Annotated in this window: 11 protein-coding genes; 7 read left to right on the top strand and 4 right to left on the bottom strand. The window is 73.4% G+C overall.

Going from position 1 to position 18,189, the window contains the following annotated elements; genetic code table 11:
- Positions 1 to 379: 379 nt before the first annotated feature.
- From OG900_07655 to OG900_07645, 3 genes are all read right to left on the bottom strand, one after another.
- Positions 380 to 1,171 carry a TetR family transcriptional regulator gene (locus tag OG900_07655; GenBank protein WUH89996.1) on the bottom strand — a complete coding sequence of 264 codons (792 nt, stop codon included), beginning with the start codon at positions 1,169 to 1,171 and terminating at the stop codon, positions 380 to 382.
- Positions 1,172 to 1,263: 92 nt separating this feature from the next.
- A complete protein-coding gene (locus OG900_07650) occupies positions 1,264 to 3,120 on the bottom strand; it encodes a 3-hydroxyacyl-CoA dehydrogenase NAD-binding domain-containing protein (GenBank protein WUH89995.1) in 1,857 nt (618 codons plus the stop codon).
- A gap of 380 nt (positions 3,121 to 3,500) precedes the next feature.
- Entirely contained in the window at positions 3,501 to 4,631 is a 1,131-nt protein-coding gene (locus OG900_07645; GenBank protein WUH89994.1) for an Rv2578c family radical SAM protein, read from the bottom strand.
- 125 nt (positions 4,632 to 4,756) lie between these two features.
- On the opposite strand from OG900_07645, the gene OG900_07640 reads away from it, so the two are divergent.
- Together OG900_07640 and OG900_07635 are read left to right on the top strand one after the other, a co-directional pair.
- Entirely contained in the window at positions 4,757 to 5,215 is a 459-nt protein-coding gene (locus tag OG900_07640) for an SRPBCC family protein (GenBank protein WUH89993.1), read from the top strand.
- 146 nt (positions 5,216 to 5,361) lie between these two features.
- Positions 5,362 to 7,893, top strand: a complete 2,532-nt coding sequence (locus OG900_07635; GenBank protein WUH89992.1) for an MFS transporter — start codon at positions 5,362 to 5,364, stop codon at positions 7,891 to 7,893.
- Positions 7,894 to 8,483: 590 nt separating this feature from the next.
- On the opposite strand, the gene OG900_07630 is transcribed toward OG900_07635, so the two are convergent.
- Positions 8,484 to 10,121: an MFS transporter gene (locus OG900_07630; protein WUH89991.1), complete on the bottom strand. Its 1,638-nt coding sequence runs from the start codon at positions 10,119 to 10,121 to the stop codon at positions 8,484 to 8,486.
- Positions 10,122 to 10,443: 322 nt separating this feature from the next.
- On the opposite strand from OG900_07630, the gene OG900_07625 reads away from it, so the two are divergent.
- From OG900_07625 to OG900_07605, 5 genes are all read left to right on the top strand, one after another.
- Positions 10,444 to 12,921, top strand: coding sequence for a SpoIIE family protein phosphatase (locus OG900_07625; protein WUH89990.1), 2,478 nt, complete (start codon positions 10,444 to 10,446; stop codon positions 12,919 to 12,921).
- 78 nt (positions 12,922 to 12,999) lie between these two features.
- The gene (locus OG900_07620) at positions 13,000 to 13,722 is read left to right on the top strand and encodes a methyltransferase domain-containing protein (protein WUH89989.1); all 723 of its coding nucleotides are present in this window, start codon (positions 13,000 to 13,002) and stop codon (positions 13,720 to 13,722) included.
- Positions 13,723 to 13,751: 29 nt separating this feature from the next.
- On the top strand, positions 13,752 to 14,588 hold the full coding sequence (locus tag OG900_07615) for a M55 family metallopeptidase (GenBank protein WUH89988.1): 837 nt from the start codon (positions 13,752 to 13,754) through the stop codon (positions 14,586 to 14,588).
- On the top strand, positions 14,581 to 15,948 hold the full coding sequence (locus OG900_07610) for a M20/M25/M40 family metallo-hydrolase (protein ID WUH89987.1): 1,368 nt from the start codon (positions 14,581 to 14,583) through the stop codon (positions 15,946 to 15,948). The genes OG900_07615 and OG900_07610 overlap by 8 nt, the downstream gene beginning before the upstream one ends.
- Positions 15,945 to 17,939 (top strand): prolyl oligopeptidase family serine peptidase, encoded by a 1,995-nt coding sequence (locus tag OG900_07605; GenBank protein WUH89986.1) that lies wholly within the window; start codon positions 15,945 to 15,947, stop codon positions 17,937 to 17,939. The genes OG900_07610 and OG900_07605 overlap by 4 nt, the downstream gene beginning before the upstream one ends.
- The last annotated feature ends 250 nt before the right edge of the window (positions 17,940 to 18,189 follow it).

The raw sequence follows: 18,189 nt of genomic DNA, 5'->3' as shown, positions 1-18,189 counted from the left end.
ATGACTCGCCTCCGGCGAAGCGTTCCGCGTGCACACCGGTGGTACGGGGCTGTGTGTGCGGTGGTGTGCGCGGGAACGCGGGGGTCGGGTGGGATGGAGGTGCCGCCGTCGGTCCGGCCAAGGGCTTGACGGTGGGAAGGTCCGCGCGGTGGCGCGGAATGCCTGTGACGCAGGCGTCCGGGGCCTGGGGGACAGCCGGCCTGCGGGGGATCACCGCATGCCGTCCGCCCGGACTGGGGATACCGTATGGCACTGCGTGCCAGTTGTAAAGACACTGCGTGCCATTTTTTCTTCTCAGTGTCACCCCGCGGCCCGAAACGGGCAACAGCGGCCGCCCGGGAAACCGGACAACCGCTGTTCAGGGGGTGCGGGAGGGTGCTCAGGCCTTGCGCAGCGCCTCTTCGATGCTGCGCAGGATCTGCGCGGGTGAGGCGTCGGTACGTGCCACCGCGACCACCACCTCGCCGTGCCTGGACACCGTCGCCGGGGTCGTGGAGGCGGCCCTGGAGGGTATGCGCCCGGCCCCGATGCCGGTGCCGAAGGTCGCCTTGATGACGTCGAAGGCGTGGTCGAGCTGCGCCTCGACGTCGCCCTTGCCGTCCGCCCGCAGCCAGCGCCGCAGCACATGGTTGTGCGCGGCGACCACCGCGGAGGCGGCGACCTCGGCGAGCAGCGGGTCGTCGTCGCCGTAGCCCTGGGCGCCCTCGTCGAAGTGGCCCAGCAGATAGCGCGTGAAGAGACGCTCGTAGCGGGCCACCGAGGCGATCTCGCGCTCCCGCAGCGTCGGCACCTCGCGGGTCAGCCGGTAGCGCTCCACCGACACCTCGGGCACCTGCGCGTACATCCGCAGCACCTCGGTGATACCGCGGCACACGGTGTCCAGCGGGTGCTCGTGCGGGTCGGCGGAGTCCAGCACGGCCTGGACGCGGACCAGCGTGTCGTCGTGGTCGGGGAAGATCGCCTCTTCCTTGGACCGGAAGTGCCGGAAGAAGGTCCGCCGCGCCACACCGGCCGTCGCCGCGATCTCGTCGACCGTGGTCGCCTCGTAGCCCTGCGTCGCGAACAGGTGCATCGCGGCCGACGCGAGGTCCTGCCGTACCCGGTGGCGCTGGGCGGCGGCGCGGCGGACGGTCGCGGTCTCGGGGGCACCGGACTTCGCGGACTGGGACATGTGGGGAACGTAACACGAAGGACCCGCCCGTCCGGCGGCCGGGGGGGAAACCGCCCCAGCCCGCCGCACGGGATCCGCGGCCCGCCGGCCGGTCAGCGGCGGGCATACTCGCGGAAGCCCCGACCGGTCTTGCGGCCCAGGCAGCCGGCGGACACCAGGTGTTCGAGCAGCGGCGCGGGCGCGAGTCCCGGATCGCGGAACTCCTCGTGCAGCACCTGCTCGATCGCCAGCGACACGTCGAGGCCCACCACGTCGAGCAGTTCGAAGGGCCCCATCGGGTAGCCGCCGCCGAGCTTCATCGCCGCGTCGATCGCGTCCACGCTCGCGTAGTGGTCCTGCACCATCTTCACCGCGTTGTTCAGGTACGGGAAGAGCAGGGCGTTGACGATGAAGCCCGCCCGGTCGCCGCAGTCCACCGGGTGCTTGCGCAGGGCACCGCACACCTGGTGGACGGTGGCCCGCACATCGTCGGCGGTGAGCACCGTGTGCACCACCTCGACCAGCTTCATCGCGGGCGCCGGGTTGAAGAAGTGCATCCCGACGACGTCCTGCGGGCGCCCGGTGGATCGGGCGATCGCGACCACCGGCAGCGAGGAGGTCGTGGTGGCGAGCACCGCGCCCGGCCTGCACACCTTGTCCAGGACCCGGAAGAGCTCCTGCTTGACGAAGAGGTCCTCGGTGACCGCCTCGACCACCAGGTCGGCCTGCCCCAGGGCGTCGTAGGAGGCCGCGGGGGTGACCAGGGCCACGGCCGCGTCGCGCTGCTCCGCGCTGAGCCGTCCCCGCGCCACCGAGCGGTCCAGCGACTTCGCCAGCCGCGCCACCGCCTTCTCGGCCTTCTGCGGGCTGCGCGCGGCCAGTTGCACCGGGAAGCCGGCCTTCGCGAAGACCTCGGCGATACCCGTCGCCATGGTCCCCGAGCCGGCCACCCCGACACTGCCGACGGCACGGATCCGCGCCGGCCCCCGGCCCTCCGCCGGGGTCTCCGCGTCCGGCACCACCGTGGAAGCGCCGGGGGCCTCGTAGCTGTAGAAGCCGCGGCCCGACTTGCGGCCCAGCAGCCCGGCCGCGGTGAGCTGCCGCAGCACGGGCGCGGGGGCGTGCAGCCGGTCCTTGCTCGCCTCGTACATCGCGTCGAGGACGGTGGTCGCGGTGTCCACGCCGATCAGGTCGAGCAGCGCCAGCGGGCCCATCGGCAGGCCGCAGCCCAGCCGCATCGCCGCGTCGATGTCCTCCCTGGTGGCATACCTGGCCTCGTACATCGCGGCGGCCTGGTTCAGATACCCGAAGAGCAGCCCGTCGGCGATGAATCCCGGCCGGTCGCCGACCGGCACCGGCTCCTTGCCGAGGCTGCGCACCAGCGCGGTGACGGCCGCGGTGGTCTCCGGCGAGGTCAGCACCGTGGACACCACCTCGACCAGCTTCATGACCTGCGCGGGCGCGAAGAAGTGCAGGCCGAGCACCCGGTCGGGGCGGCCGGTCTCGGCCGCGAGCCGGGTCACCGACAGCGCGTTGGTCCCGGTGGCCAGGATCGCGCCCGGCTTGACGATCCGGTCGAGCGCGGTGATGACCTCGCGCTTGGTGTCGTAGCGCTCGTCCACCACCTCGATGACCAGGTCGGCTGCCGCGGCGGCCTGGAGGTCGGGGAAGGTGCGGAAGCGGGCGAGCGCGTCGTCGCGCTCGGAGGCGGTGCAGCGGCCGCGCTCCACCGCGCGCGCGGTGGAGGCCTCCAGCGCGGTGACCGCGCGGCGGGCGGCGGCGACGTCGATGTCGACGCCGACCACCTCGTGCCCGGCCCTGGCCATGATCTCGGCGATGCCGGAGCCCATGGTGCCCAGGCCGACCACGGCGATGACGGACGGGGGAATGGCGGCGGCTTCATTGGACGGCGCCGGGGACGGCGCCGGGGCGGGAGCTGCGGATTCCGAGGCTGCTGAGGGACGGTCCATCGCGTGACTCCAGACGCTGAGGAGACCGGGCGCGGCGGTGCGCGCACGGCTGGGAGGCGGTGGTGAGGCGGAGTCGCGGGCCGGTCGCGAAATGTGCGCGCCCGCGCGGGATGCCGGCCGGCCCTGTCCCGGGGCCGCGCCGCGATGATGCCGGACCTACGTGGTGCTGCGCATGCGCGGCGGCTGCGTCACCAGGCCGCCGTGCACGATGCATTCGAGCGTAACTGGCGAGTAACTTCGGCGCCACCCCTGCGCGCATGTGATCTGCACCGCCGACAGATGAGCGCGAACGGTCCCGCGGCGGCCGGTGATCTGCCGGCCGTACGCCCCCGTGGAGTACGGCCGGCAGAAGATGTGGCGGCGCGCGCGGCGCCGTCCCGTCAGAGCAGGGTGAGCTGGGTGTCCCCGGCCCCGGGCTCCACGGGCGGGCGGGACGCGGGTATGGCGGCGGGCGGCTCCTGTGCCCCCGCCGGACCCTGCGCCCGCCCTCCCCGGCCCTGCGGCCGCGCCTGATCCTGGTCGCGCGCCGGCTCCCGGTCCTCCCTCGGGTCCTGCCGGAAGCCGGTCCCGCGGGCCGGGCCGCAGCCGAACTCGGCCGCGAATTCGTGCACCTGGCGGGTGATCCGGCGCTGATACCAGGTCGGCGCATACGACCCGCCCGCGTACAGCGCCTCGTAACGCCGCACGAGATGCGGGTGGTTGCGGGCCAGCCACGACATGTACCACTCCCGGGCGCCGGGGCGCAGATGCAGCACCAGCGGGGTGATCGACCCCGCCCCGGTCGCCGCGATGGCACGGACCGTCGCCCGCAACTGCTCGGGCGAGTCGCTCAGGAAGGGCAGCACCGGCGCCATCAGCACCGAGGACGGTATGCCGTTCTCGCTGAGGGTGCGGCAGACCGCGAGGCGCGTCTGGGGGGAAGGCGTGCCCGATTCCACGCTGCGCCACAGCTCGCCGTCGAGGAAGCCGACGGACAGCGCGATGGACACCTCGGTGACGCGCGCGGCCTGCCGCACCAGTTCGAGATCGCGCAGGATCAGCGAGCCCTTGGTGAGGATCGAGAAGGGGTTGGCCCGGTCCCGCAGCGCCGCCAGGATGCCGGGCATCAGCTGGTAGCGGCCCTCGGCCCGCTGGTAGCAGTCGACATTCGTGCCCATCGCGATGTGGTCGCCCTGCCAGCGGGGCGCGGCCAGCTCGCGGCGCAGCAGCTCCGCGGCATTGGTCTTCACCACGATCTGGGTGTCGAAGTCGTGCCCGGTGTCCAGGTCCAGATAGCTGTGCGTCTTGCGCGCGAAGCAGTAGACGCAGGCGTGGCTGCACCCGCGGTAGGGGTTGACCGTCCACTCGAAGGGCATCCGCGACGCGCCTGGCACCCGGTTCAGGATCGACTTGGCCCGCACCTCGTGGAAGGTGATACCGCGGAATTCGGGGGTGTCGAAGCGGCGGGTCACCGCGTCGGTGCCGAAGAGCGCGGCCGTGGCGTCACCCCGGCCCTGCTGGTCCCAGCGCATCGCGCCCTCCTCCGGTCGTCGGGTGTGCCGTCTGCCCCCACAATAGAACACAGATTCGAAAAGCGGGTGTGGTTGGCTTGTGCGGCGCGTGAACAACGTGCACGGACACGGACCGAGGAGAATTCATGGCGCTGGTCGAGGCCACCACGGAGCGGATCGTCGCGGCGGAGCCTGAGCGGGTGTACGACGCCCTCGCCGACTACGCGGGCACCCGCGGCCGGGTGCTCCCTGAGCAGTTCAGCGAGTACGAGGTGCGCGAGGGCGGCACCGGCGCGGGCACCGTCGTGCACTGGAGGCTCCAGGCCACGAGCAAGCGGGTGCGGGACTGCGTGCTCGACGTCACCGCCCCCGCCGCGCGGCAGCTGGTCGAGACCGACCGCAATTCCACGCTCGTCACCACCTGGACGGTCACCCCGTCCGGCGAGGGCGGCAGCAAGGTGGTCGCCGCCACCCACTGGCAGGGCGCGACCGGCGTCGGCGGCTTCTTCGAGCGCACCTTCGCCCCCAAGGGCCTCAACCGCATCTACGACGCGATCCTGGCGGCGCTCGCCGCCGACGTCGAGAGCGGTGCGCCCGCCGCATAGCACCCCGCACCCTCACCCGGTTGGTTTCGTGATCTTTCACTGATAAGGGTGGTTTTGCCTACTTCCTGAGAATCGCCGCGCCACTGCTTCGTTGTCGCCTCATGCGGGAGACGGTGGCGCAACAGGTGTGACGAGGGGAGTGAAGGGTGGCTGGCAGCACGCTGACCGACCGGACGGCGGCACTGACCGAGGACGGAGGCGGGGGCGGAGGGGGCGACAGCGGCGGCGGTCCCGGCGCTGCCACCGCCCTGGCCGAAGGCACGACGAAGGCCGCGGGCACCGGGCCCGCGCCCGCCGCGGGCACACCCGGCGGCGGGCCCGATCTGACCCCCCGCCGGGTCCGGCTGGTCTTCCTCGGCCTGATGCTGGCGCTGCTGCTGGCCGCCCTCGACCAGATGATCGTGGCCACCGCCCTGCCGAAGATCGTCGGCGAGCTGCACGGCCTCGACCAGATGTCCTGGGTCGTCACCGCGTATCTGCTGGCCTCCACCATCGGCCTGCCCATCTACGGCAAGCTCGGCGACCTCTTCGGCCGCAAGGGCGTCTTCCAGTTCGCGATCCTGACCTTCGTCGCCGGCTCAGCCCTGGCCGCCTGGTCGCGCTCCATGAACGAGCTGATCGCCTTCCGCGCGGTCCAGGGCATCGGCGGCGGCGGGCTGATGATCGGCGTGCAGGCGATCATGGCCGACATCGTCCCGCCCCGTGAGCGCGGCCGCTACATGGGCATGATCGGCGCGGCCTTCGGCCTCGCCTCGGTCGCAGGACCGCTGCTCGGCGGCTTCTTCACCGACCACGCCTCCTGGCGCTGGTGCTTCGCCGTCAACATCCCCTTCGGCGTGGTCACCCTGATCGTCATCACGCTGGTGCTGAAGCTCCCCAAACCCAGCGCCCGCCCCCGGCTCGACGTGCTCGGCGCCCTGCTGCTGGCCGCCGGCTCCACCTGCCTGGTGCTGATCACCACCTGGGGCGGCTCGAAATACGACTGGCAGTCCCGGCAGATCCTCGGCCTCGGCGCCGCCGCGGTCGGCTGCGCGCTGCTCTTCCTGCTGGTCGAGCGCTTCGCCCCGGAGCCGGTCATCCCGCTGCGGCTCTTCCGCGACGGGGTCTTCAACGTCACCGCGCTGATCGGCTGCGTCGTCGGCATCGCCCTCTTCGGCGCGGCCAGCTACCTGCCGACCTTCCTGCAGATGGTCGACGGGGCCAGCGCCACCGGCTCCGGGCTGCTGATGCTGCCGATGATGCTCGGCGTCGTGGTGGCGTCCATCGTCGGCGGCCAGCTCATCAGCCGCACCGGGCGGTACAAGATCTTCCCCATCGTCGGCGGCGCCCTGTCCGCGGCCGGCATGTGGATGCTCTCGCTGATGGACGCCGACACCCCGCAGCTCACCTACAGCGTCTACATGGCCGTGCTGGGCCTCGGCATCGGCCTGGTGCTGCCCGTCCTGGTGCTCGCCGTGCAGAATTCGGTGAGCCCCGCCGACATCGGGTCCGCCACCAGCGCCAACAACTACTTCCGGCAGATCGGCGGCTCGGTCGGCGCCGCCGTCTTCGGCACGCTCTTCGCGAACCGGCTCGGCAAGCGGCTGGCCGTCGAGCTGCCGCACGGCGCACATCTGCCCGACCCGCAGTCGGTCACCCCGCAACTGGTCCGCACCCTGCCCGCCGCGGTGCGCGACGGCTATGTGCAGGCGTACGCCGACGCCATGCCGCGGATCTTCCTCTACCTGGTGCCGGTGCTCGTCCTCGGCTTCCTCTTCGCCTTCCTGCTCAAGGAGAAACCCTTGGTCACCCAGCACGGCACCGCCGCCGCGAGCGCCGCCACGACCGCGTACGACGCCCCCGCGACGGGCCACCTCGACGGCGCCGCCGCCGACGCGCCGCTGCCCGGCGCCCGTCGGCTGTCCACCCCGCCGCCGCGAAGCGGCGTCGCCGTCTGCGGCACCGTCCAGCACTCCGACGGCAGCAGCGTCGGCCGGGCCGCGCTCACCCTGATCGACGGCACCGGACGGCAGATCGGCCGCGGCGCCACCGGGGAGGACGGCCGCTACGCGCTGAGCACCCCGGGCGCCGGCAGCTACGTCCTGATCGCCGCGGCCGGCGGCCACCAGCCGCAGGCGGTCAGCGTCACCGTCGGCGACCACCCGGTCGACCTCGACGTGGTCCTCGGCGGCGCCGGCCGCCTCGCGGGGGCCGTGCGCACCGCCGACGGCACACCCGTGCGGGACGCGATCGTGACCCTCACCGACGTGCGCGGCGACGTCGTGGCCACCTCGCGCAGCGGCCGTGAGGGCGCGTACGTCCTGGCGGAACTGGTCGCCGGCGAATACACGCTGGCCGCCAGCGCCCCCGCCTACCGCCCCGCCGCGCTCCCCGTCACCGTCCAGGCCTCCCGGGAGACCCGCCAGGACGTCGAACTGGCCGGCGGCGCGGTCCTGCGCGGCACCGTCCGCGCCCCCGGCGGCCGCCTGGTCGAGGACGCCCGCGTCACCCTCCTCGACGCCGCGGGCAATGTCGTCGACTCCGTCACCACCGCCGCGGACGGCCACTTCCGCTTCGTGGACCTCGCGGCCGGCGAATACACCGTCATCGCGGCCGGTTACCCGCCGGTGGCCACCGTCCTCCAAGTGGCCGGCGGCGGCCGCACCGAACGCGACCTCCAACTCGGCCACCCGGACTAGCCCCTCCGGGTGTCCCGGCCCACCACTCGCCGTTGTGTGGCGACGACCCTCACCGCCCCAGGGGCGCGGGGAACTGCGCGACGGCTCCCTCCGGGCGCGCGGGTCGCCACCGTCCGCAAGGGGCTGTTCGGTCCGCCCCGGACCACCGGCCGGTGGTGGGTTGCGCGCGCAGTTCCCCGCGCCCCTGGGGTTGCCCTCCGCGCTGGGCGGCGCCCTTCGGGGGCGCGGGGAACTGCGCGACCGGCCCACCACTCACCGTCGTGTGGCGACGACCGTCACCACCTCAGGGGCGCGGGGAACTGCGCGACAAGCCCCCACGGTGGCGCGGGTCGTCACCGTCCGAAAGCGGCTGTTCGGTTCGTGCCGGACCACCGGCGGGTGGTGGGTTGCGCGCGTGGCCCCGCGCCCCTGGGGTTGCCCTCTGCGCTGGGCGGCGCCCTTCCAGGGGCGCGGGGAACTGCGCGACAAGCCCCCACCGGGCGCGCGGGTCGGCACCGGCCGAAAGCGGCGGTCCGTGCCGGACCACCGGCCGGTGGTGGGCGCCCCTGGAAGGCGCCGCCTTACGCAGCCGTGCCGCGGGGGGCCAGGGCCTACGGGGTCTTGGGCTTGGGGCACTGCGTGCCCCGGATGGAGGCGTAGGAGCCGCCGATCCGGTACGTGCCGGCGGCCGGCACATTGAGCCGCGTCCACTCGCCGTCAGGCATGAGGCATCCGTGCCGATTGTCGTCCGTGCCCTCGATGCCCAGCACTGGTGACCAGGGGATACGCAGCAGCACGGAGCCGGCGGTCGGCATGGAGACCGTCAGCTCGGCCGGGCCGGCCTCCTCGACGGTCGCGGGCGGGTCGGCCAGCGGGTCGACGTCGCCGGAGACCTTGAAGACCTGCCAGTTCTCGTCGTGCCACACCGGGAGCAGCCACTCCGGCGCGGAGCGCACGAGCTTCGCCTCGGCCACGGCCGCGCCGTCCGGCTGGTCGGACGGCAGCACCACGTAGTAGACGCTCCAGTGCTCCAGCCACTCCCGGTAGCTCTCGGCGTTCAGCGTGCCGTCGTAGAAGAGCGGGTTGCGCTCGACGTCGGCCTGCCGGTTCCAGCCGCGGGCCAGGTTCACGTACGGCGACAGGCCGGACGCCTCCCAGTGCGAGCGCAAGGGGACGACCTCGACGCGGCCCTTGTCCGCGTGCACCTTCTGCAGTTCGGCGATCAGCGGCGGTGCGTGCTGGACGGTGGAGCTGACCGCGGAGGTGTTGACCTGGTCCACTATCGGCTTGGCGATCTGCCACCCGGCCACCCCGGCGAAGGCCAGCCACAGGGCCAGCAGGCGCCGCCCGGTCCAGTGGCTGCCGCGGGCCACCAGCAGCAGCACCGTGCCGCCGAAGAGCAGCGCGAGGCGTTCCACGTTGCTTCCGATGGGGGAGGGGATCACCCAGGTCAGCGCGACACCGGCGGCGTAGACCCAGGACCCGGCGCGCATCTCGCGCCAGGACTTCGGCACCACCAGGGCGGTCACCACCGTGATGGCGAAGGGGATGATCGCGAAATACCAGTTGAAGGGCTGCACCCCGTAGAACGGGAAGAGCAGCGAGGTCGCGCCGACCACGAGCGGCGGAACCGCGGCCAGCACGTAGCTGTCGGTCCTGCGGCCGGTCAGGAACAGCGCGGCGGCGACCACCAGCATGAAGAGCCCCGCGACGGGGCTGCACATGGTGGCCAGCGCGGTCATCACCACCGCCGTGGCGAGCCGCGGTGAGCGCCCGCGCAGGTTCGCGGCGGCGGGGAAGAGCACAAGGGTGGCGACCATCGCGAAGAGCATGCCGAGCGCGAAGGTCACCCGGCCGGAGACGACGTCACACCAAAGAGCGAACGTCGTCCACAGCGCCGGCACCATCGGACGGCGGACACCGCCCCGCATGAGCAGTGCCGCGCCGACCGTCGCCGACAGTGTGCCGGCGATCACCGCGGTGGTCCGCACCCCGAGCGCGGCCATGATGTACGGCGACAGGATGCTGTAGGAGGCGGGGTGCATCCCGCCGTACCAGGACAGGTTGTACGAGGCCGAGGGATGGGCGCGTATGAAGTCGGTCCAGGCGTACTGCGCGGCCATGTCGCCGGAGTCCTTGGCCAGGAAGAAGGCCCACAGGACATGGAGCACGAAGGCGGCCGCGGTCGCCACGACGACCGGATGGCGTACATTCGCCCGGCGAAGCAGTGCCTTGGGTTTCCTGGGCACGGAAACACGCGCAGGCTGCCAGGTCGTCACAGAGCCTCTTCCGGTGGCGGGCGGTGTGGATGCCCCGGCCGGCTGACACCCGGCGGGGATCGAACCCCCACCCGTTGAGCGGCTCGGATCAGAGTTCGAACACAGAGTTTGGACGCTAGCACGGCTCGTGCGGTTGCTCGCGCGCGGGCGTGCGCCCGGTTTCCCGCCTTTGCCTTCGGCGAAGCCCGCCCGGCCGTACCGTGGTAGCGGCGCCGCGGAGCCTGCGCCGGACGGGTGTGCCCACCCGCCGGAACGGGGTACTCGGCTGCCGGGGGAAGGAGCCCGACGAACCATGGACCGCCGCAATCCCGCAGGGCTTTCCGGCCGGATCCCGCTCGCGGTGATCGTCGTGGACGCCGCGGGCCTGGTGTCGCACTGGAGTACGGGCGCCCGCAGGCTGTTCGGCCGTTCCCGTGAGGAGGCCGTCGGGCAGCCCGCCGTCGATCTGCTCCCGGTGGTCGGCGCCCTGGAGGGCGCGGCAGTGCGGGATTCCGGCGCCCCCGAGGCGCCGGGAGCGGCGTATCCCTCCGAGGAGGACGACGGGCGGGGCCTTGAGCCGTCGCTCGCGGGCGCCGGCTCGTATCCCACCGCGGGCCGTGCCCGGCTCTTCGAGCCGCGGCAGGACCCGGCCGCGGGCGGTGAAGGGAACGGCGGCGAGGGCGCCCTTGACGTGCTGTGGTGGGCCTACCCGCTGGTCGGCCCGGGCCCCGAGCGGCTGCTCGTGCTGGCCGCCGACGCGGGGCGGCTGACGCCCGGCGGCCCGGACGCGCCGGCCGCGGGCCCCGAGCGGATCGCACCGGGCTTCGCGCTGCACACCGAATTCGCCGGCGCGGACGGCCTCGCCAAGCGGCTCCCGGAGATCCTGCCCAGCATGAATCCGCTGGAGAGCGCGCGGATCGTGGCGCAGGTCCTCGACCTGGGCTATCCGGTGCTGGAGATCAGCCGGCACGACCGGGTCCCCGTCACCCCCGACTGGGGTGTGCCGCGCAGGGCGGAGCGGCAGGCCAGGCGGCGGGCCGCCGAGCAGGAAGCGGCGCTCGACCCGGCGTCGGTGCCCGCCGAGGAGCTGGCGCCGGACCTGGAATACGCCGTGGTGCGCGAGCACCTGGAATTCCTCAACGAGGTCAGCGGCCGGATCGGCACCTCGCTGGACCTGGCCCGCACCATCCAGGAGGTCAGCGCGGCCGTCGTGCCGCGCTTCACCGACGTCGCAGGCACCTACCTGCGCGAGCAGGTGCTCGCGGGCGAGGGCTTCCCCGACGGCCCGCCCGACGTCACCACCATGTGGTACCGCGTCGCCCTTGAGCACACTGACGAGCCGGGGCGCTGGGACGACGTCGTGCCGGTCGGCGAGTCGATGCCCTTCCCCGCCCAGACCCCGTTCTTCCAGTGCATGACCACCGGCGAGCCGGTCATGGTGCCGCGGATCAGCGAGGAGATGGGCCGTGCGATCGCGGCGCAGTTCCCCAAGCGCGACATCAGCCCGCTGATCACCCACCGCTCGATGCTGGTCGTGCCGCTGAAGGCCCGCAATGTGGTGCTGGGCTTCATGATCCTGCTGCGCCACCGCGAGCGCCCCGACTTCAACGACATGGACCGCGTCACCGGCTCCGAGCTGGCCGCCCGCGCCGGGCTCGTGCTCGACAACGCGCGGATGTACACGTACCAGGAGAATGTCGCCGACACCCTCCAGGACAGCATGCTGCCGCACATCGCGCGGCGGATGCCCGGCTGCGACCTGGCGACCCGCTATCTGCCGGGCACCCGGCTCGGCAGGGTCGGCGGCGACTGGTTCGACTGCATCAAACTGTCCGGCTCGCGGCTCGCCCTGGTCGTCGGCGACGTCATGGGCCACGGGCTGAACTCGGCGGCGATGATGGGGCAGTTCCGCACCGCCGTGCAGACCATGGCGCAGCTCGGCCTGCCGCCCGCGCAACTGCTGCGCAATCTGGACGACCTGGCGCAGCGGCTCGGCGAGCAGTATCTGGCCACCTGCCTCTACGCCGTCTACGACCCGGTCGAGTCCGAGGTGCTGATCGCCAACGCCGGGCACATCCCGCCGGTCCTGGTGCGGGCCGCAGACGGCCACAGCGAACTACTCGACGTGCCGACCGGGGCACCGCTGGGCGTCGGCGGGGTGCCCTTCGAGACGGTCGGGATCCCGGTGGCGCCCGGCGACCGGCTGGTGCTGTGCACCGACGGCCTGGTCGAGGTCCGCGGCCAGGACATCGGCGCCGGACTCGCCGCGCTGTGCGAGAGCGCGGCGCACCCGGCCGCGTCCATGGACGACGCCTGCGACACGATCATCCGCGCCCTCAACCCGCGCGGCGGCCGCAAGGACGACGTGGCGCTGCTGATGGCCCGCCTGGGCGGCATCCCGCGCGAGGACGTGGCTGCCTGGGAATTGGCCGCCGACCCCGCGGAAGTGGGCAGGGCCAGGTCCCTGGTCCGCGACACCCTGCGGAAATGGCAGCTGGCGGACGTCGCCGAGACGGCCGAGCTGCTGGTCGGCGAGGTCGTCACCAACGCCGTGCGGCACGCCCACGACCGGCCGGTGGGACTGCGCCTGGTGCGCGCCGACGCGCTCCTGGTAGAGGTGTCCGACGACGACCACGGGGTGCCGGTCCTGCTCAGCGCGGGTCCCGAGGACGAAGGCGGGCGCGGCATGCGGATCGTCAGCCGGCTGGCCCGCGAATGGGGCACCAGCCGGTCGGCGCAGGGCAAGACCGTGTGGTTCGAGCAGGCACTGCCGGTGCGCCGCAGGCGCTGACCCCGGCCCTCTTCGGCAGGCCCCCTGTGGCCCGCCGAGCTTTCCGTACGATCACGACGTGGGGAGTGGTGAGTACGTGTGAACGTCTCAGGCGGTTACGCACTTGCGTGGGAGAGCTTCTGGGCGGACGCGCCGAACGAGCCCGGAGGCGTCCTCTGGGACGCGGAGCCGGCACTGACGGCCGAGCGGCACCTGGCCCACTTCGAGGAGTATTTCGACCCCGGGCTGCCGCTGGTGGACCTGGGCTGCGGCAACGGCACCCAGACCCGCTTCCTGGCCGGCCGCTACCCGTCCGTCGTCGGCGTCGACCTCGCGGGCGCGGCCATAGCGCGGGCCAGGAGGGACGACCCGCGCGGCCTCGCCGGCTACCAGCAGCTCGACGCCGTCGACACCGACGCGGTCCGGGCGCTGCACGCCGAATTGGGCGACGCCAACGTCTACATGCGCGGCGTGCTCCACCAGTGCGAGACCGCCGACCGCAGCCGCCTGGTCGACGGCATCGCCACCCTCATAGGGCAGCGCGGCAGGGCCTTCGCCGTGGAACTGGCCGAGGCCGCCAAGGGCGTGCTCATGGGCCTGGCCCAGGGCCCCGCGGGGCCGCCGCCGAAGATCGGCGCGGTCTTCGCGCACGGCATCGCGCCCGGCGAGGTCCACGACGCGGCGGTGCACGGCTACTTCACCTCGGCGGGACTCGACGTGCTGGCCGCGGGCGAGGAGCCGCTGCGGACCACCGAATTCCGGCCGGACGGCGTCCGCATAGAGGTCCCGTCCCGATGGCTGGTGGCAGGGCTCGCCGCATGATCCGGACCGGCCGCGTAATGTGATCCCGCATGCGGAAGATCCTCATCTCGGCCGACATGGAGGGCGCCACCGGCGTGACCTGGCCGGCCGACGTCCTGCCCGGCACAGAGCAGTGGCAGCGCTGCCGCCATATGTTCACCTCCGACGTCAACGCCGCCGTGGCGGGCTTCCTGGACGGCGGCGCCGACCAGGTGCTCATCAACGAGGCGCACTGGACGATGCGCAACCTGCTGCTGGAGCAGCTGGACGAGCGCGCCCAGCTGCTCACCGGGCGGCACAAGGAACTGTCCATGGTCGAGGGCGTCCAGCACGGCGACGTCGACGGTGTCGCCTTCGTCGGCTACCACACCGGCGCCGGCACCGAGGGCGTCCTCGCGCACACCTACCTCGCCAACTCCGTCACCGGCGTGTGGGTCAACGGCGAGCCGGCGAGCGAGGGCCGGCTCAATGCGCTGGTCGTCGCCGAGTACGGCGTCCCCGTCGTCCTGGTGACCGGTGACGACCGCACCGGCGTCGACGCGCAGGGCTACGCGCCACGGGCCCGTACGGTCGCCGTGAAGGACTACGTGTCCCGCTACGCCGCCGTCTGCCGGCCGCCGGCCAGGACCGCCGCCGACATCCGGGCGGCGGCCCAGGAGGCCGCCGCGCTGGCCGTACGGCACGAACCCGTACAGGCCGGGCCGTTCACCGTGGAGCTGGAATTCGACGCCTGGCACCTGGTCGGCGCCGCCACCGTCGTCCCAGGGGTGGAGCAGACCGGCGAGCGGCGGGTGGCGTATACCCTGCCGACGATGTACGCGGCCCTGCGCGCCTTCAAGGCCGTGACCACACTCGTTTCCCAGGCGGTGGAGGAGCAGTATGGCTGAGCGGTCCACGACGGCCCCGCGCGGAGGCGGCGCACCCGTGGTCGACGACCTGGCGCTGGACGAGGTGGTGCGCTTCACCTCCGACCTGATCAGGATCGACACCACCAACCGCGGCGGCGGCGACGGCAACGAGCGGGCAGCCGCCGAATACGTCGCCGAGCGCCTCGCCGAGGCCGGCATCGAACCCACCGTCCTGGAGAAGGCGCCGGGACGCAGCAACGTGGTGGCGAGAATCCCCGGCGCCGACCCGTCGGCCGACGCGCTGCTGGTGCACGGACACCTCGACGTGGTGCCCGCGCAGGCCGAGGACTGGACCGTGCACCCCTTCTCCGGCGAGGTCCGCGACGGCGTCGTCTGGGGCCGCGGCGCCATCGACATGAAGAACACGGACGCGATGGTGCTGGCCTGCGTCCGCGCCTGGGCCCGCGGCGGCAAGCGCCCGGCGCGGGACATCGTGCTGGCCTTCACCGCCGACGAGGAGGACAGCGCCGCCTACGGCGCCGGCTTCCTCGCCGCCGAGCACGCCGACCTCTTCGCCGGCTGCACCGAGGGCGTCAGCGAATCCGGCGCCTACACCGTCCACACCGACAACGGGCTGCGCCTCTACCCGGTCGCGGCCGGCGAGCGCGGCACCGCGTGGCTCGAACTGACCGCCGAGGGAAGGGCGGGCCACGGCTCCAAGATCAACCACGAGAACGCCGTCGTCCACCTGGCAGCCGCCGTCACCAGGATCGGCGAGCACCGCTGGCCGGTCCGCCTCACCGGCACCGTGGAGGCGGCCCTCACCGAACTCGCCGCGCTCTACGGCGTCCCCGCCGACCTGGACGACGTCGACGCGCTGCTCGACCGGCTCGGCAGTGCGGCGGCATTCGTCCGCCCCACCGTCCGCAACAGCGCCAACCCGACGATGCTGCAGGCCGGCTACAAGGTCAACGTCATCCCCGGCACCGCCACCGGACACGTCGACGGCCGCGTCCTGCCCGGCGGCCAGGACGAATTCACCGCCACCATGGACCGGCTCACCGGGCCCCACGTGCGCTGGGACTACCAGCACCACGAGGTGCCGCTCGAAGCACCCGTCGACTCGGCGTCCTTCGCCGCGATGCGCGAGGCCCTCGAGCACTTCGACCCCGGAGCCCACGTGGTGCCGTTCTGCATGTCGGGCGGCACCGACGCCAAGCAGTTCGCCCGGCTCGGCATCACCGGCTACGGCTTCTCACCGCTGCGCCTGCCGCCGGGCTTCGACTACCAGGCGCTCTTCCACGGCGTGGACGAGCACGTACCCGTCGACGCCCTGCACTTCGGCGTCCACGTACTGGACCGTTTCCTGCGCGGAGCCGCGGGGGAGGAGACCGCATGACCGCCACCACGCAGCAGGACACCGGATACGGCAGCTGGGCCTCGCCCATCGACGCGGCCACCGCCGCTGCCCACGACGGCAGCCCCGACAGCATCGGCGTCGTCGGCGACGACCTCTGGTGGACCGCGCCCCGCCCCGCCGAGGGCGGCCGCCGCGCGCTGATCAGGCGCCGCCCCGACGGCACCGAGGAATGCCCGCTGCCCGCCCCCTGGAACGTCCGCAACCGCGTCATGGAATACGGCGGCACACCCTGGGGCGGCGCGATCGTCGACGGCTCCCCGCTGATCGTCTTCGCCCACCACCCCGACCAGCGCCTCTACGCCTTCCGCCCGGACCGCCCGCAGGACCCGCCCTACCCGCTCACCCCGGTCTCCGCCGTCGGCGGCGGACTGCGCTGGGCCGAGCCGTCCGTGCACACCGGGCGCGGCGAGGTGTGGGCCGTCCTGGAGGAATTCACCGGTGAGGCGCCCAGCGACCTGCGCCGGGTCCACGTCGCCGTCCCGCTCGACGGCAGCGCCGCGTCGGACCGCGCGGCCGTACGCGAACTCGCCCCCGCCGACCACCGCTTCGTCACCGGCCTGCGCCTGTCGCCCGACGCCGGGCAGGCCGTCTGGCTGGCCTGGGACCACCCGCGGATGCCCTGGGACGGCACGGAGCTGCGCTGCGCCGACGTCCGCTCCGACGGCACCCTCGGCCCGGCCCGCACCCTCATCGGCGGCCCCGAGGAATCCGTCTGCCAGGCCGAATGGGCCGCCGACGGCACCCTGCTCGCGTCCACCGACCGCACCGGCTGGTGGAATCTTCACCGCGTCGACCCCGCGACCGGCGAAGCGGTCGACCTGTGCCCGCGCGAGGAGGAATTCGGCGGGCCGCTGTGGAAGCTCGGGCAGCGCTGGTTCGCCCCGCTCGACCACGGCCTGATCGCCGTCCTGCACGGCGTCGGGGCCGCCAGGCTCGCGCTGTTCGACCCCGCCACCGGGCAGCTCACCGACGCCCTCGGCCACTGGACGGAGTGGAGCAGCACCCTCGCCGCCACCGGCAGCCGCGTCATCGGCGTCGCCGCGAGCGCCCGCAGCGCTGCGGAGATCGTCGAACTCGACGCCGCCACCGGCCGCGCCAGGGTCATCGGCAACCCGCACCGCGACACCGTCGACCCGGCGTACATCCCCCAGGCCGAGGCCCGCGTCTTCACCGGACCCGGCGGCCGCGACGTCCACGCCCACGTCTACGCCCCGCGCCACCCCGACCACACCGCCACCGGGCCCGCCCCGTACGTCATCTGGGTGCACGGCGGCCCCACCAGCCGCACCCCCATGGTCCTCGACCTGGAAGTCGCCTACTTCACCTCCCGCGGCATCGGCGTCGCCGAGGTCAACTACGGCGGCTCCACCGGTTACGGCCGCGCCTACCGCAACCGGCTGCGCGAGCAGTGGGGCATCGTCGACGTCGAGGACTGCGTCGCCGTCGCCGAGGGCCTGGCCGCCGAGGGCGCCGCCGACCCCCGGCGGCTCGCCATCCGCGGCGGCAGCGCGGGCGGCTGGACCACCGCCGCCGCGCTGACCACCACCTCGACCTTCGCCTGCGGCGCGATCAGCTACCCCATCCTCGACCTGGCCGGCTGGTCGCCGGCCGGCGGCGAGACCCACGACTTCGAGGCCTGGTATCTCGAATCCCTCATCGGCCCCCACACCGAGGTCCCCGAGCGCTACCACGACCGCTCCCCGGTCCACCTCGCCGACCGCGTCACCGCCCCCTTCCTCCTGATGCAGGGCCTCGACGACGTCATCTGCCCCCCGGCCCAATGCGACCGCTTCCTCGCCGCCCTCGCCGGCAGCTCCCTCCCCCGCGCCTACCTGGCCTTCCCCGGCGAAGGCCACGGCTTCCGCCGCCTGGACACCCTCGTGACCTGCCTGGAAGCCGAACTCTCCCTCTACGCCCAGACCTTCGACTTCACCCCACCAGGCATCCCTGTCCTGGACCTCACCCCGTGACCGCCTGCGCCCCGCGCCCACGGCCGACCCCGCGCGCGCCCCGGGGGAGGGCGCGTGCGCGCGGGCGGGCGGTGGTGCCCGTGGTGGGGCGGGCGGCTTCGTCCGCCGAGGGTGGCGGTGCGGGTGCGGTGCGGGCCACCGTGTCCGTGGCCGGGCAGGTCCGCCCCCGCGTTGAGGGCCCCGGGGTGGTGCGGGCCGCCGTACGTGGGGCGGCCGGCTCCGGCGTTGGGGGCGGGCGTGCGGTGCGGGC

Origin of the sequence: Streptomyces sp. NBC_00433, assembly GCA_036015235.1 — a bacterium.
Taxonomy (GTDB): Bacteria; Actinomycetota; Actinomycetes; order Streptomycetales; family Streptomycetaceae; genus Actinacidiphila.
This window is presented reverse-complemented; position numbering and strand designations above follow the sequence as displayed.

Coding starts and splice junctions, on each gene's coding strand:
- OG900_07655 (WUH89996.1), bottom strand. CDS start 1,171: ATGTCCCAGTCCGCGAAGTCCGGTGCCCCCGAGACCGCGACCGTCCGC.
- OG900_07650 (WUH89995.1), bottom strand. CDS start 3,120: ATGGACCGTCCCTCAGCAGCCTCGGAATCCGCAGCTCCCGCCCCGGCG.
- OG900_07645 (WUH89994.1), bottom strand. CDS start 4,631: ATGCGCTGGGACCAGCAGGGCCGGGGTGACGCCACGGCCGCGCTCTTC.
- OG900_07640 (WUH89993.1), top strand. CDS start 4,757: ATGGCGCTGGTCGAGGCCACCACGGAGCGGATCGTCGCGGCGGAGCCT.
- OG900_07625 (WUH89990.1), top strand. CDS start 10,444: ATGGACCGCCGCAATCCCGCAGGGCTTTCCGGCCGGATCCCGCTCGCG.
- OG900_07615 (WUH89988.1), top strand. CDS start 13,752: ATGCGGAAGATCCTCATCTCGGCCGACATGGAGGGCGCCACCGGCGTG.
- OG900_07610 (WUH89987.1), top strand. CDS start 14,581: ATGGCTGAGCGGTCCACGACGGCCCCGCGCGGAGGCGGCGCACCCGTG.
- OG900_07605 (WUH89986.1), top strand. CDS start 15,945: ATGACCGCCACCACGCAGCAGGACACCGGATACGGCAGCTGGGCCTCG.